Source organism: Sphingomonas sp. S2M10 (assembly GCF_012650175.1).
GTDB lineage: Bacteria > Pseudomonadota > Alphaproteobacteria > Sphingomonadales > Sphingomonadaceae > Sphingomonas.
On record NZ_JAAILI010000008.1, the window covers coordinates 150352 to 166931 of the forward strand.

Sequence of the window (16580 nt, forward strand, 5' to 3'; positions counted from 1 at the left end):
ATGACTGCCCATCCGTTTACGCGCAACCGAAGAATATTCCTACGATGGGTCGCGTCTTCTGTCGCGCCATAAAATACAATGTTAGCCGCCAACGCCTTTTCGGGTGCTGTCAGATTGACGCGAATGTGAATCCGCTCAGGCAAGCGCTGAACGCCTGCTTTTGAAAAGAGCTGACGTTCAGGCTGTGTCGTGCGAACGACGGGTTTGTCCCAATGTCAGTCGCTGGCAGGTCGAAGCCCTCACAATCCAACCGGGAGCGAAATCATAAAAGAGGCGCCCTCTGCGGATGACGAATACAAATCGATCTCCCCCCGGTTGGCGTCGAGCAACGAGCGCAGGATCGGCAGGCCAAGCCCAGTACCACCATCCGAGCGGCGTGTGGTGAAGAACGGCTCGAAGATGCGGTGGCGGTCCCCCAAGGGTACCCCTGGACCATCGTCCGTTACGATCACCGTGACACCTGCGGGCTCTGATCGGGCTGCGACCGTCACCTGCGTGGCGCCTGCCTCCTTGCTGTTTTCGACCAGCCCCACCAGCACCGCTTCCAGCACGTTGGAGGGCATCGCGACCAGCGGCACAGAGCTCTCCGAAACGTGCACAGCGAGCCCAGCGCCCTCATGCCCGTAGGCGTCAGCGATGCAGCGCATCACATGGAGTACATCGGTCCGCGCTCCCTCCTCTGCCGTCGCCATGTCTGCGCGCGCCAAATCGAGCAGCCGACTGACGAGCAGATTCAGCCGGGCCGCATCGTCGGCGATGTTGGCGAGGAAGCGCTCGCGATCCGCGACAGCCATGTCGCTATGGTCCTGCAGCAGCTCGACGGCACCTCGAATGCCCGCCAAGGGTGTCTTGAATTCGTGGCTTACGGCATGGGCGAAGTCGCGCAGATAGCGCGAGCGCCGCTCGATCGCCTCGGCCATGCTGCCGAAGTCACGGTACAACGCCTGGATCTCGATCGCGGCGGTGGTGGGCGCCTCCGGCACCGCCCCGCCCCCCTTGGCGACCGCCCGCGTCGCCTCGCCGAGCGCTTCCACCGGCCGGACGATGCCGCGCGACAACAGGCCGCTCAGCACCACCAGCGTGGTGAATATCACGACGATGCCGAACAGGATCTTGCCGCGATCCTCATAGATGCCGACGAACAGCGCGCGCGGCGAGCGAGCCAGCAGCAGCACCCCGACCACCCGGCCATCGACAACGATCGGCCGCGCATGGTGGAGGCGCAGGTCGGAGGCGCGGCTCAGCCACTCGAGCGCGTAGTGCGGACGGTAGGCAGCGTTGCGGCGCAGGGTAGTCTCCGCGCGACCGGCCAGCGCGCCCTGCAGTTCCGGCATCGTGCCATAGGCCAGGCGGGTATCGCCGCCTGCAAGGATGCGCCCCTGCGGGTCGAGTAACTGGATCGACGCGAGCGTCGTGTTTGCCGTCGCACGCAGGACCGGGGCCAAGCGCGTTGCCCAAGCACGCGTCTCCGGATCGTCCGCGCCCCTGCCAGCGATCGGCGCGGGGCGTTCGGGAAGGACCGACGTGAGGCGCAAATCAAGCGTGGACGCACTGGGCAGAGTGCCCATGCTCGCCGGCATCCCGTGCGCACCCGGCCACTCGGCAGCGCCCGCCGCTGCCAATGCCGCGCTCTGCGCGATCAGCGCGGCCTCGGTCTGGCGCAGCAAGCTGTTCTCATAGACCCGCAGGAACAGCGCGCCGAAACCCGGCAAAGCCGCCACGAACACGAAGGTCAGCAGCAGGATCGTGCGGAGCCGCAGGCGCGGCCAATGGCGCCGCACGACCGCCTTGAACCGCTCGATCATCCCGCCCCGCAGGTGCCGAGCCGATAGCCGATCCCGGCGCGGGTCTCGATCACGTCCTCCGCGCCGATCCGCGCAAACTTGCCCCGCAGGTTGCGGATATGGCTGTCTATCGTGCGATCGGTGATGGCAAAGCCCGGCCCGTGGAGCCGATCGATGATCGCGTCGCGGCTGAACACCTTGGACGGCATCGCCGCCAGCGTCCGCAGGATGCCGAACTCGGTGACGGTCAGCGGCACCGCCTCCCCTGCCCAGCTCGCCTGCCAGCCATCGGGATCGAGCGTCAGGCGTCCGTGCTGGAGCGGGCCCGCCGCCGCGGCAACGTCCGGTGGGCGGCTGCCCACCCGCCGCAGGATCGCCATCACCCGCGCCACCACCTCACGCGGCGAGAAGGGCTTCACGACATAATCGTCCGCGCCGAGCTCGATGCCGAGGACGCGATCGATCTCGTCGTCCCGGCTCGACAGGAACAGGATCGGCAGATCGCCACCGGCGCGCAGCCGCCGGCAGACCTCGATCCCGTCCATGCGCGGCATGTTGATGTCGAGCACGATCAGGTCCGGCGCATGCGACGCGACGGCGGCCAGCGCCGCCTCGCCATCCTCGGCCTCGATCGCATCAAGCCCGACCTTGGCCAGTGCGAACACCAGCAGCTGGCGGATGTGCGGATCATCGTCCGCGACCAGGATCGTACGGGGCATGGGGCACTGGATCATGGCGCGCGCCTCCCCCGTCAAGATTGGATTGGCGACGGGATGATGCTGCCGTTGCACCAGTGCCGGCTGTAATTGGCAGGCAGCGGCCGCGGCGCCCCCGGTCCGACGATCCCCCGAGCCGCCGCCAGGCGGCGCGCGCCATGCCATGTCCAGTACCGCCCATCCGCCTGCCGCGTCGCGAGATCGCGGAGGAGATCGGCCCGCACATAGCGCACGCGGTCCAGCGTCTCGGCGTCCATCGGCCGGTGTTCCAGCGCGATCAGCGGCAGCAGGGCGCTGTCCCCGCCCCTGTGCAGGTAGCAGAGGTCGATCGTCGCCGGGTCGGCGGCCTGCACGTTCCAGCGGGCCGCAATCGCTTCGATGTCGACGAAGCAGCAGGCGGTCAGCACGACACCGGCAGCCAGCGCGTTGCAGTTGATCAGCCACCGCGCACTGCGCCCGCGGAGGATGCGCCAGCAGATCAGCACCAGGCCGAGCGCGACCAGCGCCATCCACAGCAGCGCGGCGATCCGCCACGAGGTGAGCATCGATTCCTGGATATACTGCACCGTCCGCAGGGCGCTGGAGGCAACGAGCACCAGGTTCTGCGCCACCCACAGGGCTACCAGCCGTCGCGCCCAGGGATCGCGCTCGCTCGCACTGCCCGGCCGCAGCATAGCCAGCGCCATCGCGCCGGCGATCAGGGCCGTGACGATCAGCGGATAGGCGCCGCGATGCACATATTCCGTGCGGGTCATGCCATCCGGCAGCGCGCCTCCGCCCCACAGAAAGGCGATGTCGAGGGCGTTCTGCACCGCGAAGATCAGGTTGAAGAGCGCCAGGGCGATCAGCACCGACGGCAACGACGTGCCGGGAAGGATCGGCTCCAGATCCGGCACGCGTCGTGCGACGCGCAGCGCGAGCGTGCCGGGACGCAGCATCGGCCAGACGCAGCAGGCAACGAAGGTCCAGAGCGCGAGCTGCCACAGGCTGGGCAGCTGGATGGAGGCGAAGGCATGCGCGATCAGCGGGTTCGCTGTCGCGAAGAGGATCAGGAAGACGATGCCGCCGAGCAGAGGCAGGGCCAGCGTGGTCGCGAGCAGGCGCGGAGAAGCGCCTACACCGCGTCGCTGCCCGGCGACGCGGTGCAGGTCGGTGAACGGCCGCAGGGCGCCGGTAGTGCCGTGGAGGAACAGGCGAACACCCCAATGCCAGGCATCGTCGAAACGTCCGACCCTGGGCGCCAGCGCGGCGAAGGCGATCGCGCACCAGAACATCGACCAGGCCAGCACCCCTGGCTCGTCGAACAGCGATGCCGCGAAAAGCGCCGTCAGCGCGAGCCCAGGCCAGGCGGATCGCGCCCTGCCGATATCCGGTCGGGTGGCGATGATGGCGAGCAGCCAGGCGCCGGCGAACACGCCGACTCCTGCCCCTCTGAAGCTGTCGACGAAAAGCCTGTCGAACAGGATGATCAGGGCCAAGGCGGCACCGGCCTTGCGGACGAAACTGAAGCGCACGTGTTGCTCCCTCTTGCTCAGGAGCAGCGTGGATATGCGACGCTAATCCATCGCTTGCGCTGGCGCTGAGGAAATTCATGGGAGTGCCTGTGCAGGAGCGGTGCAGATTGCTGCCTTCGCTACCGTCGCGGCTGAGACCGTTTAGCGCAAAGCGATTAGATTGTTGGCCGCATATCACTGGCCGGGCCCAGTAAAACATTTCTCCTTTTTGCTTGAATTTGCATCGCTGCTGACAGATTCACCATCTCTCGGAGCGCTATTGGCCCAACGCGAACCTGAAATCGTCGGCTAGCTGGGAATCGAACCCGGCAAGACTTTCCCGATGACGGTACTTCGCACGGTACCGACACTGACGGCATCAGCTTAGATGCTTGAATTATCCGTCGTTTCTCGGCGCAATTCGATCCCTGCAACCGGCACCATTTCCCGGTCCCAGGAAATCCCATGCGCCAAACGGGCCCCGAGCGCTTCAACTGGCGAATTTCCGCAACCGTGGCGCCATCGCCGGGCACCTGTTTCGCCCGCTGCCGCTTCGAGCCATAGAGCGGAAGCTGGCTGACCCCGTCGCCAGCTATTCTCAAGATCAGGATACACGCCATTCAGACGTCTAGGGACGGCTCGCTCGACGAACCGTCGGCCCCCGAGCAGGTCTAATCGATTCGTTGATGGGGCACCCGCCCGACGCATTGTATCGGTCAAGCTTCCGAAGACTGGAAGAGTAGGTCCGAGTATGTTGCAAGCAACGGCAGCCACGCGCCCCGGCAACGAAGGGTCTCACAGCGCGCCGGCGCCTTCGACGGCCGATGCAGATACCCATCGCCTCGATCGTCTGATGGCGAGTGGCTCGCCGCTCGACCGGCTGGTGCCGCCGCCCAGCTACACAGTCCAGCAGGGCGACACGCTGTCCGGCATTGCCGAGCGGTTCGGTACCGACTGGCAGACGCTGGCACGGATCAACGGGATCAGCCACCCGGATCGCATCGTCACCGGCCAGACGCTGCGCGTGGCGGGAAGCGTCGCCACCGCAGGTACCCACAGCGTCCGGAAGGGCGAAACGCTGTCGGGCATCGCGGCGCGCAACGGCACCGCTGTGGCGACACTCGTGCGGATCAACAGGATCGACAATCCGGACCGCCTCCAGCCCGGGCAAATGCTGCGCCTCGCCGGAGGCGCGGCGGCACCGCTCGCACAACCCCGGGCATCGGACCAGGTCACGCACCGCGCCGACGCCCAGGCCGGCGCAGGCGCACCGGTACCCCTCGGCAGCGTGTCCGAACGCTATGAAAGCGGCGGCCGCGGCCCGGGTACCGTTTCCAACGGGGCCGGCGATCCGGGCGGCGTTTCCTATGGCGTCTACCAGCTGTCCTCCAAGGCCGGAACGCTCCAGTCCTTCCTGCGCCACGAAGGGGCGCGCTGGTCGGCGGAGCTGGGCTCGAACATCGGTACCGAAAGCTTCAACAAGCAATGGCGCGCGATCGCCGCGCGCGACCCGCAGGGCTTCCGTGCCGCGCAGCACGCGTTCATCGAGCGCACCCACTATGACCCCGCCGTCAGCAAGGTCCGCGAAGCGACGGGGTTCGACCTGAGCACCCGCCACGTCGCCGTGCAGCAGGCAACCTGGTCGAGTTCGGTCCAGCACGCCCGCGCGCCCCAGCTACTCGAGGCGGCGATCCGCCGCACCGACCGCGAAGTCGGGCGCGCCTCGCCCGACTATGACCGCGCGCTGGTCTCCAACATCTATGCCGAGCGCACCACCTATCTGCAGGGGCTCGCCGCCAGCGGACGCTACACGCCCGCCGAGGCGAGCCAGCTCCGCTCGATCACGCTGGAGCGCTATCCCAACGAGCGGCGTGAGGCGCTCGCCCTGTTCGAACGCCCGGCGCCCGCCAACGCTGGCGCAACAACGCGCGCCGAGGGCAAGGCGGCGGGCGCGCCGCGCAGCGGGGCAGACTTCGCGACCGTCATCGAGCGCTCGGGCGATGCCCAGGCACGCGCCGATCTTGCGGCGGGCCGCAAGGTCCTCGTCGCGGTGCGGCATGACTCGCCGCTGCAGGCCGGCGGCGGTCGCGGCGAGTATGACGACACGATCGCGCTGGTCTCGCGCCAGGGAGACGGCAGTTACCGCGCGCAGGTCTTCCAGGGCAACACCGAGCCGGCGGGCGTCTATGCGGCACGCGGCTATGGTGCCGACGTCGATGGCGACGGCCGCAGAGAACTGGGCCGGCTCGTCGAGGGCAATTATCGCTACGAACTGCAATCGGGCACCTTCGCCGGCAATCGCTTTTTCCGCGCGACCCAAACCCAGACCGCGCTGCGCGACAGCAACCATGACGGTCGCTTCACCGGCGCCGACACGGTCGACCGTCGCGGCGCCGGCCGCTCGATGCTGATCCACCAGGGCGGCAACGGCGGGACCGGTTCTGCCGGCTGCCAGACGTTGCGGCCGAGCGACTTCAACGCGCTGCTGGCCGGCCTTGGCCGGCAGTCGTCGTTTAGCTATGTGCTGGTGAACGCCAGCCAGTAAGGATCCCGCATGCGTTTCGTCTTCGCTCCCCTGCTGTTGCTATCGGCATGCGGCGCGGCGAACGGCGACGGTGCCGGAGAGCGCCAGCCGTCCGCCGCCGCAGCCGCCAACGCAGCCCAGCCGGCGGCAGCAGCGTCGACCTCCACCCTGCCGGCCGCCGCGGACTGCGGTCCGGGCGCGCCCGAAAGCCCGTGCCAGATCGTCGGCAGATGGCGAGTGGTCAACGTGTACAACCCCGGCAATCAGGACCCAGTTGAGGACGAAATGGGGATGGTGGGGTCGAGCTTCACCGTCACCGACAATGGGGACGCGTCGGGCGCGATCCGCTGGGATGGGCCGGACAATGGCCAGTTCGACCATAGCGACGTCTGCACCGGCCCCTATCTGAGCCCCGTCGCCACCCCGCGGCCCGCTGCCGCGCGGGCAACCCTGGCGGCGGCGCTGAAGGCCTGGGGTGTCGCCGGGGACGCCGGCAAGGCCCGGCATCTCGGCTGCGACGAGGGGCATTGGGCGGTGCCGAGCGATCCCAGCGGCAAATGGTTCGGCCTGGTGCTGCCGATGGGACCCCAGATGGCGTTCGAATGGTTCGACAAGCGGATGGTGCTGGCCACGCGCATCGACTGACGCGGGAGAACGACACGTGCCGGCAGACCGCCGGCCTCCCGAAGCGGCCGCAGCCGGTCATATCCTATTCGTCCCCAATCGCTACCAACCGTCCCGGCGAAATGGAACGGTTTCCCTCCCGAAACGTTTTTCGGGGACAGGATAAAGGGGACAACCATGCAAAACGCTGATGCGCGCGGTTCCGGCACGACCGCGCTTACCGATGAAGCATTCAAGGATCAGCTGCAGAAGGTCATCCCCCACCTCCGCGCCTTTGGACGGGGCCTCAGCGGCAATCGCGATACCACGGACGATCTCGTCCAGGAAACGATGCTAAAGGCTTGGACCGCGCGAAGCCGGTTTCAGGCCGGCACGAACTTCAAGGCTTGGACCTTCACCATCCTGCGGAACATCTATTTCAGCCAGACGCGCCGGAAGCGCTTCGTAGGAGAGTGGAACGACGTCGTTGCGGATCGCGTCCTCGCCGCGCCGGCCAGCCAGGACAAGACGGTAGAGCTTCGCGACCTGATGCGGGCGCTCGAGCAGCTCTCCCTCGATCAGCGAGAGGCGATCATATTGGTCGCTGCGGCGGGCATGTCCTATGAAGAAGTGGCCGAGGTTACCGGCGTCATGCTGGGCACAGTAAAAAGCCGTGTGTCGCGCGCGCGCGCTGCGCTGGAGACTCTGATGCGCGAAGGCGTTCTCAAGACCAAGCGGCATGACTTTGACAGCAGCGAGGGGGCGGTGATCAGCCTTCTCGCGTCGCTGAATGCCGTTCAGGCGCGCTATGCTCCCGAGGCGCGCGCAGCAGAGGTTGTGCAGCTTCCGATCGCGGCCTGACGGAAGGAGCCCCCTCGGTCTTCACGTTTCGAAGCGGCCAGGCTGGGATAGCGGCTTCGTCAACGGCGCGGATCGCGCTGTTCGCCCCTGCTTTGATCCGGCCAGGGGCAACACCGCTCCGTCCGGTAGAATCACGCTAGGCCTTTCCAGGATATCCAGTAAGTCCGCAGCGGATATCTGGTCCGCATCTGACGAGTTCCGCGCGTCCTGGATCGCGCGACTGATCGCGTCAGCCATCCCGGCGCACTCCACAAGTCCTTGCACAAAAGGACGATTGCCCAGCAGAAAAGGTAACGCGCATAGATGCACGTGTTCGAACAACGGGTCCTGCTCGCGCATCGTCAGGTCGCATGTCGGATTGAGGCCGCTGCTCCACGCTTGATCGGCCTCGATGGCGCTGGCGCAGAGCTGAAGGCGAAGAGTAGGAAACGGAAAATGGTTCAGCGCGGCCGTTCGGTGTCCGCGGGCGTCGAGCAGTTCGTCGAACGGTCCGGTCCAATTCGGAGAACGCACCAGGCACGTGCCATCCTCCTGCGGTGAGAGGTCATAGGTGTCGCCCAGCGCGCGCGCATCGAGGTGGCCGGCGTCATGCAACGCGAGTAGCCGTTCGATGGAAAGGTGCGGAACGGCTGCATAATTGTCGGTGAACACGCGCTTCAAACCCCGGTGAAAGCGGGCGAGCTCTTCCTTCGACAGCGACGGGATCACCGTCGCGAAGACCTCATGCGCCTTGAGAATCGCGATGCGCCAGAAGGGCGTATCGTGATCCTTTTGCCAGCGCCGGACGTCGGCCAGATTTTGGCGGGCATGGTCCCAGGCGGTGCTTGCATGCCGTGCGGCGAAGTAGCGGGCCGCGAAGTCGTCCGCCGTGGCGTTGCCCAGATCGAGACGCGCGGCCCAATCGGGCGCGCCCTTCCTGAGCACCGCGACGAACTGCTCGAAAAGCCTGTCCAGGTCTCCGTCGCCCCCGCGTAACGTCGCGGCCGCGGTCTCCTGCGTGAACGCCTCCAGTTCGGGAAGGGGATGGGGGAACCAATAGTCCGCTTCCGGCAACACGCCGTGCCGGCTGAGCAAGGTCGCCTGCCACGGCATTTCGGCCACATAGGCCAATGTGCCACCGCGCAGGACGAATTTGCCCCGTGCCGTAGCAATTGCGGTAACCACGTCGATCGCCGACAGGGACGAGCCCAACACACCGAAGCGCTGGGTCTGCTGGGTACTTCCCAATGCCGCGGCGGTCTTCCCGGTTCGCGTGGCCGCCGCCGCCCCCTCCGTCGCGATCGGGCCATAGCCCGTCGCCAGGATCAGCCGGTCGAACTGGTCCTGCACGATGGTACTCTCAGGACCACGCCAGTCTACCCGGCAGCCCTTTGGCATCGCTACGACATCCACGACTTCCGCCTGCCGCTGCACCGATACCGGCACCGGGCTGCGCGCTACGGTCATGGCGAACTGATCGGCCAGCCAGGCACCGATGACAACCCGCGGGAAAAAGGCGCGATCGTCACCCGCGCATGCGTGGATACCCCAGGTCTCAAGCTTGTCCTGCGGCTGCCGCATTGCCCACGCGTTCAGGCTTTCGATCACTGGTGGGATTTCGATCCCTGCGATGTTCGACAGCGCATGCGGCGCGTTGAGATGCTCGGCATAGGCAAGGCCGGGGCCCGGAGCATCGCTGTTCTCGAACACCACGATCTCGCGCGCGACCCCGCTGCGGAGCAGGGCGGCAAGCACATAGGTGCCGGTGGCGCCGGCACCGACGATCGCGATGCGCTCGCCAAGGTCATGACGATCCTGGATGTGAATACGAAACGCCTCTATTCGCGCAGCGCGCTTCAAAGGAGTGCTGGAACGCTGCCCACCAGTGGGAGGTTCCTGCAACGGCGCGGGCGTTGCGTGCGCAATCGGAACGCAGGCATGAAGGGTACATAATGAAGCTCTACCTCGTGGAAATTGGAGGCATGCGCGACGGGAATCTGTTCGAGTGTCACGAGGTTCATGCGCTGGTCGCGTCTTGCGAAGAGCAACTCCTTCTCGAGTGCCAGACCCGATTTGCAGGCGTGATGCGTGCTGCCCATCTCGACGGATGGACGGAACTGGAGCTCGAGAGCCTGACCGACGAGGGGCCGCGAGACGGACCATCCTTCTTCGTTGCCGAGCTTGGACGCAATTCGGCGCGCGCGATGCGCGAAGAGCATGACTATCGTTTTTTCTGTGCCGGAAACATGAAGGAAGCGGTGCAGGTTGCGCGCCAGGGTGCACCTGGCTGGCACGTCGATGCATGTGTCAACCTCGATGATCTTGCCCGGAAATCGGGCTATGCATTGCGCCGCGATCTGTTGGGCGAGGTGCCTGAGCCTCGTTCGCAGGCACGTTACGTACGTTTGCTGGCACCGCGGCCGCCTGATCGCTGTCTGCCAATGCCTCCTGCCAGCATCGTCTAAACCAGCCGGAAGCCCTCAGTCCGCCTGCAGCATGTGTCACGGTTGCGCGCCGCTGCGGGCTATCCTCAGAGGCCTGAGACCAAGCAGCGCCAGTGCGGCGACGAGCGACCCGATCGCCGTTGCCATCGCGGCGACCAGCAGGCTCCGAAGTGGCAGGCGCCAACTCAATACGCTGAGCAGCACGGCGCCCGCCAAACCGCCGACATTGGCCCAGACCAACACCCCAGCCGCCTGCAATGCCGCGGAGCCCATGTCCACGACGATCTTCGGCAACCACTTCAGAATGAAATACAAGTCATGATATGGCAGAAATAGGCGATGGTCAGAAGCACCGTAGTCCGCGCGAGCGGGCCCGCGAACAGCTCCGTCAAAAAACGTTAAAGTGTGAAATGTTTCCTCGCAAGGAATCAACAAAAGCCGTAGCAGGTGATGCGCCTTTTTGCCGCACCGGGGCAATTGATTGCTCTACTAGCCTGGGCAGCAGTCTCTTAACCCTGTGCCCCTCTAGTCCCGCGATAGCGCCGCCACCCGCAGCATCGCCGCCGCGGCAAGCAGCAACGTTCCGCTGGCGAAGGCCATCGTCCAGATCGGCTCGCCGGGGAAGAAGCGGTTCATGATCGACCCCATCACCGTGGCGACCAGCAGCTGCGGCACCACCACGAACACGTTGAACAATCCCATATAGATGCCCAATTTCGCCTGCGGCAGGCTGGAGGCGAGGATCGCATAGGGCATGGCAAGGATCGACGCCCACGCGATGCCGATGCCGACCTCGCTGGCGATCAACCATGCCGGATCCTGCACCAGGAAGAAGCTGGCATAGCCCGCCGCGCCGCACAGCAGCCCGAAGATGTGCGTTCGTGCCTTGCCGAACCGCGTGGAGAGCAACGGCAACAGCGTCAGCGCCGCGATCGCCGCGACGCCGTTATAGGTGGCGAACAGCACGTCTACCCAATTGGCGCCTTCCTGATATCCGGCGCTCTTCGGATCGGGCGCGCCGTAGAACGCGCCGGCGACGATCGGGGTAGTGTTGATCCACATGATGAACAGCGCCGACCAGCTGAAGAACTGCGCCACCGCCAGCCGCTTCATCAGCGAAGGCATGCCGGCAAAGTCGCCGACAATATGGCCGAGCATGCTGGTGCGGCCCGCCCGCGCCCGCAGGATCGCGAGCCCTTGGGCCAGCCCATAGGCGATCAGCAGACCGCCCAGCAGATACACTTCCTTCTCGAGCCGCAGTTGCACGACCGCCAGCACCACCAGCGCGCCCGCAATGATCCACGGCAGTCCGGCCGTCGGGTGCCGCACAGCGAGCAGGCGCACCGCTGCTCCGTCATCCGCCGCCGCAGGCCCGTCGAACGTCGCCATCTCGGCCGGGCTGTATTCGCGCGTGGTCAGCACGGTCCACAGCACCGAGCAGAACAGCGCCGCCCCGCCGAACCAGAAGGCGTATTTCACCGTATCCGGCACGCCGTGCGCTACCGCTGCGTTGGACACGCCGAGATGCTCGAGCGCCCAGGGAAAGATCGATCCCAATACCGCGCCCATGCCGATGAAGGCCGTCTGCACTGCATAGCCGGCGCTGTGCTGGTCCTTGCGCAGCATGTCGCCGACAAAGGCGCGGAACGGCTCCATCGAGATGTTGAGCGAGGCGTCGAGCACCCAAAGCAGCCCCGCGGCGAACCACAGCGCCGGACTCTCCGGCATCAGCAGCAATGCCAGCGCGGCGAGAATCGCGCCGCCCAGGAAATAGGGTCGCCGCCGCCCGAGCCTGCCCAGCCAGGTCCGGTCGCTGAGGTGCCCGATGATCGGCTGGACCAACAGCCCGGTGAGCGGCGCCGCCACCCACAGCGCCGGCAAATCGTCCAGCCGCGTGCCGAGCGACTGGAAGATCCGGCTCATGTTCGCGTTCTGCAGCGCGAAGCCGATCTGGATGCCGAAGAAACCGAAGCTGATGTTCCACAGGCCGGCGAAGGACTGGCGGGGTTTTTCCACGGTCACGCCCCGCAAGACTTGCGCACGATCAGCCTGGTGGGGAGCAGCGCCGGGCCCACAGGCCGCTCCCGGATCCGCCCGATCAGCGTTTCCACCAGCGTACGGCCCGCGAGCCGTGCGTCCTGCATCACGGTGGTGAGCGGCGGGCTGGCCGAACTGGCCGCGGGAATATCGTCGAAACCGATCACCGAAACATCCTCTGGAATGCGCTTGCCCGCGGCCTGGAGCACCCGCATCGCGCCGATCGCGATCAGGTCGCTCGCCGCGAGGATCGCGTCGAAGTCCGCGCCGCTGTCGAGCAGCGCCTGTGCCGCTGCCGCCCCGGATTCCTCCGTGGTGATCGCGTCGATCTGCAGCGCGGGGTCCTCGGCGATCCCCGCCCCGGCCAGCGCCTGGGCGTGGCCGCGATAGCGTTCGTGGAACTCGGGATAGTGGCTCGACGCCGTACCCAAGAATGCAATTCGCCTGCGCCCGAGCCCGAGCAGATGCCGCGTGGCCTCCCCGCCGCCGCCGCGATTGTCGCAGCCGATGGTGAGCCCGGCGCCTTCGGACAGCACCGACCCCCAGCGGACGAAGTGCGTACCCGTATCCTGCAGCGCCTTCAGCCGCGCGCGGTACAGCTCGAAATCGCCATAGCCGAGCAGGATAAGGCCGTCGGCCTTGCGGGCATCCTCGTAATCGGTGTGCCAGTCGCTGGAGAGCTGCTGAAAGCTGATCAACAGATCATGGTTGTGCTCGGCACAGGCCCGGATGATCGATCCGAGCATCGAGTGAAAAAAGGGGTTGATCAGCGAATCGTCCGACGTGGGATCTTCGAAGAAGAGGAGCGCGAGCGTCTGCGAATGCCGCGTGCGGAGATTGGAGGCTGCCTTGTCGACACGATAGTTCAATTGCTTGGCGATCGATTCGATACGCAACCGAGTCGTCGGATTGACACCCGCCTCGCCCCGCAGGGCGCGGGACACGGTCGGCTGCGAAACGCCCGCAAGCTGGGCGATGTCGAACGATGTAGGCTTGCGCTGCATGCCCATCCTGCTTCCTCCCCGCGTGCGCGCATCGTCGTCGCATCGCATATTATGCATGGGCGCGGACGGGGGGCCGCGTCAATCGAGCCGGGGTACGTAAAAACCACAGAGGGTCCGAAACGGGCCTGAATACGTATGTGAGCGGCTGGCCTCCATACCCCCTTTTGCAAGATTGAATGCCGCACAGCGCAAGTTCAGCGCATTCCCGCATGGGGCGGGCATCATCCGGCCACCCAAGAGCCGGCAATCAGAGACGAGATTGGGGAGAGACATGGTATTCAGCACGTTCCGCGGCCGTCGTGCCGCCCGCATCGCCCTAGGCGCCAGCGCCGCCGCGATCGCGTTCAGCTTCACCACCGCCGCCTTCGCGCAGGACAGCGGCACGCCTGCAGCAGACGCGCAGGATAGCGCACCGGGCGAGGCGATCGTCGTCACCGGATTTCGCGCGGCGCTCGCCAGCTCGGCGAACATCAAGCGCAACAACACGATGATTGTGGACTCGGTTTCGTCCGAGGACATCGGCAAGCTGCCCGACGTATCGATCGCGGACTCGCTGGCCCGCATTCCGGGTGTCACCGCCCAGCGCCTCGAAGGCCGTGACCAGCGCCTGTCGATCCGCGGCCTCGGCCCCGATTTCTCCACCACGCTGCTCAACGGCCGCGAGCAGGTGACGGTCGGTGACAATCGCGGCGTCGAGTTCGATCAATATCCGTCGGAATTCTTCAAGAACGTCAACGTCTACAAGTCGGCGGACGCTTCGCTGATCGCCGCAGGCATCGCCGGCACGGTCGACATGCGCATGCTGCGCCCGCTCGACCAGTCCAAGCGTACCTTCGTCGTCGCGGCGCGCGGCCAGATGAACGAGCAGAAGGCGCTCAACCCGGACGGTACCCGCTACGGCTATCGCGCTTCGGCCACCTATGTCGACAAGTTCGCGAATGACACGCTGGGCATCGCCATCGGCGTTTCGGCGCAGAACACGCCGACCCAGATCGAGCGCTACGCCGCCTGGGGCTTCCCCAATGAGACCGCTGCGGGCGGAAACCTGTTCCTCGGCGGCGCCAAGCCCTATGTCCAGTCGAACCTGCTGAAGCGCTATGGCGGCGTCGCCACCGTCGAATGGCAGCCGAGCGAGAATTTCCACTCGACCTTCGACGGCCTCTATTCGCATTTCGAGGAAACCCAGCGCCTGCGCGGCATCGAATTCCCGATCGCGCCACAATGGGGCTCGAACGCCGTCATCCAGCCCGGCTACACCGTGCAGAACGGCCTGGTGACCAGCGCCACGTTGACCAACGTGGTGGCGGTGCAGCGCAATGACTATAACCAGCGCAAGGCCGAGAACATCTCGCTGGGCTGGAACAACGATTTCAAGCTGAGCGACAGCATCCACTTCGTGGTCGACGCCAGCTGGAGCCACGCCACCCGCACCGACTTCCTGCTCGAAACCTATTCGGGCACGGGCTACAACTCGTCGGGCGCGAAGGACACGATCCGGATCAACCAGAATGCGAACGGCACCTTCAGCATCGTGCCGACGCTGGACTATACCAACACCAACGTCATCCGGCTGACCGATCCGCGCGGCTGGGGCTATAACGGCACCCAGTCAGTGGTACAGGCAGGCTTCCTCAATCGCCCGGACTTCGAGGACGACCTCAAGTCGCTGCGCGCCAGCTTCAACGGCGAATTCAGCGGCAGCATCGTCCGCACCTGGGAGGTCGGCGGCAATTTCAGCCGGCGCGAGAAGCAGAGCCGCTACACCTCCTATTTCCTGTGCCCGCCGGGCGCCGGCACCAACTGCACCATCGCCAGCGGTACGCCGACCAGCTTCGCGGTGCCCGCCGACGCGCTGCTCTCCGAACAGGTCGCGCTTGCCTATCTCGGCGTGCCGAAAATGCTGACCTATGACCCGCTGAAGGTCTACCCCCAGCTCCGCTCGGTGTTCGACAACCGCCCCGGCTCGCTGGTGCGCGACAACACGGTGACCGAGAAGGTCTATACCGGCTATGCCAAGCTGACGATCGACGGCACCGTCGGCGGCAAGGCGCTGAAGGGCACGCTGGGCCTGCAGGTGGTCCACACCGACCAGGGCTCGTCCGGCGCGATCGCGGCGCTGCAGGGCGGCGTGGTTACTGTGGCACCGGTTGCCGACAACACGAAATACACCAACTTCCTGCCCTCGGCGACGTTCAGCCTCGAGCTGATGCCTGCCTTCTACGTGAAGATGGGTGCCGCGCAGACCATGGTGCGCCCGCGCCTCGACCAGGAGCGGATTACGCAGGCCGTGAATGTCGATCTGTCTAAGGTCGGCCTCGGCAACCTGCCGCAGAACAGTCCGTTCAGCTCGGACGGCGGCAATTTCCGCCTGCGTCCGTATCAGTCGACCAACATCGACATCTCGGTGGAAAAATATCTGCGCGGCGGCGGCTATCTGGCGCTGACCGGCTTCTACAAGCACCTCACCGATTTCGTCGATCCGAACAACAGCACGTTGTACGATTTCTCGGCGCTGCTCTCGGCACTGCCGCCGGCAGCAGCTGCGATCGTGCGGGCGCAGAACGCGCAGTTCGGCCTGGTGAAGACGCCGGACAATACCGGCCGCGGCGATATCCTGGGCGTGGAAGCCACCGCCTCGCTGCCGTTCAGCACGTTCAGCAGCGCGCTTGACGGCTTTGGCGTGTTCGCCAGCGGCTCCTATGTCGACAGCCGCGTCGTCTATGGCAGCAACCCGAACACGCCGGTCACCCTTCCCGGCCAGTCCAAGTGGATCGCCACCGGCACCGCCTATTTCGAGAAGAACGGCTTCCAGGCGCGTGCCACCTATCGCTGGCGCGACAGCTTCCTGGCGGAGCTGGCCGGTCTTTCGGCCAATCCGGAGTTCCGCACCGGCAAGTCCGAAGGCGTGCTGGATGCGCAGATCGGCTATGAATTCCAGTCGGGTCCGCTGAAGGGTCTCGCGATCCTGGCGCAGGCCAAGAACCTCACCGATGCGCCGTTCATCACCACCGAGGCGGGTGATCCCCGCCTGGTGCGCGAATATCAGCGCTACGGCCGCGATTATTATCTCGGCATCACGTACAAGTTCTGACGTTCGGCGACCCGGTTCCCCCAGCGGGAACCGGGTCGTACCGC

Annotated in this window: 12 protein-coding genes; 5 read left to right on the top strand and 7 right to left on the bottom strand. The window is 65.9% G+C overall.

What is annotated here, in order from left to right; genetic code table 11:
* Positions 1-239 precede the first annotated feature (239 nt).
* From S2M10_RS02190 to S2M10_RS23050, 3 genes are read right to left on the bottom strand one after another with little or no spacing between them, the layout of a single operon-like run.
* Complete coding sequence (locus S2M10_RS02190) at positions 240-1805, bottom strand: HAMP domain-containing sensor histidine kinase (protein ID WP_168844649.1); 1566 nt, start codon at positions 1803-1805, stop codon at positions 240-242.
* Entirely contained in the window at positions 1802-2503 is a 702-nt protein-coding gene (locus S2M10_RS02195) for a response regulator transcription factor (RefSeq protein ID WP_168844650.1), read from the bottom strand. The genes S2M10_RS02190 and S2M10_RS02195 overlap by 4 nt, the downstream gene beginning before the upstream one ends.
* A gap of 32 nt (positions 2504-2535) precedes the next feature.
* Entirely contained in the window at positions 2536-4014 is a 1479-nt protein-coding gene (locus tag S2M10_RS23050) for a DUF4173 domain-containing protein (protein WP_168844651.1), read from the bottom strand.
* A gap of 832 nt (positions 4015-4846) precedes the next feature.
* Between S2M10_RS23050 and S2M10_RS02205 the strand changes: the two genes are divergently transcribed.
* From S2M10_RS02205 to S2M10_RS02215, 3 genes are all read left to right on the top strand, one after another.
* Positions 4847-6538: a LysM domain-containing protein gene (locus S2M10_RS02205; protein ID WP_168844652.1), complete on the top strand. Its 1692-nt coding sequence runs from the start codon at positions 4847-4849 to the stop codon at positions 6536-6538.
* Between the two features lie 9 nt (positions 6539-6547).
* Entirely contained in the window at positions 6548-7162 is a 615-nt protein-coding gene (locus S2M10_RS02210) for a hypothetical protein (RefSeq protein ID WP_168844653.1), read from the top strand.
* Positions 7163-7318: 156 nt separating this feature from the next.
* Complete coding sequence (locus S2M10_RS02215; protein WP_168844654.1) at positions 7319-7981, top strand: sigma-70 family RNA polymerase sigma factor; 663 nt, start codon at positions 7319-7321, stop codon at positions 7979-7981.
* A 21-nt stretch (positions 7982-8002) separates the two neighbouring features.
* On the opposite strand, the gene S2M10_RS02220 is transcribed toward S2M10_RS02215, so the two are convergent.
* Positions 8003-9820 carry an FAD/NAD(P)-binding protein gene (locus S2M10_RS02220; RefSeq protein ID WP_168844655.1) on the bottom strand — a complete coding sequence of 606 codons (1818 nt, stop codon included), beginning with the start codon at positions 9818-9820 and terminating at the stop codon, positions 8003-8005.
* 92 nt (positions 9821-9912) lie between these two features.
* On the opposite strand from S2M10_RS02220, the gene S2M10_RS02225 reads away from it, so the two are divergent.
* Positions 9913-10425 carry a hypothetical protein gene (locus tag S2M10_RS02225; RefSeq protein WP_168844656.1) on the top strand — a complete coding sequence of 171 codons (513 nt, stop codon included), beginning with the start codon at positions 9913-9915 and terminating at the stop codon, positions 10423-10425.
* Between the two features lie 36 nt (positions 10426-10461).
* Here the strand turns inward: S2M10_RS02225 and S2M10_RS02230 are convergent, their stop codons facing one another.
* The 3 genes from S2M10_RS02230 to S2M10_RS02240 form a co-directional block, all read right to left on the bottom strand.
* Entirely contained in the window at positions 10462-10719 is a 258-nt protein-coding gene (locus S2M10_RS02230) for a hypothetical protein (protein WP_247650566.1), read from the bottom strand.
* Positions 10720-10929: 210 nt separating this feature from the next.
* Positions 10930-12420, bottom strand: coding sequence for an MFS transporter (locus S2M10_RS02235; RefSeq protein WP_168844657.1), 1491 nt, complete (start codon positions 12418-12420; stop codon positions 10930-10932).
* A 2-nt stretch (positions 12421-12422) separates the two neighbouring features.
* Complete coding sequence (locus S2M10_RS02240; RefSeq protein WP_168844658.1) at positions 12423-13451, bottom strand: LacI family DNA-binding transcriptional regulator; 1029 nt, start codon at positions 13449-13451, stop codon at positions 12423-12425.
* 265 nt (positions 13452-13716) lie between these two features.
* Between S2M10_RS02240 and S2M10_RS02245 the strand changes: the two genes are divergently transcribed.
* Positions 13717-16536 (top strand): TonB-dependent receptor, encoded by a 2820-nt coding sequence (locus tag S2M10_RS02245; protein WP_168844659.1) that lies wholly within the window; start codon positions 13717-13719, stop codon positions 16534-16536.
* The last annotated feature ends 44 nt before the right edge of the window (positions 16537-16580 follow it).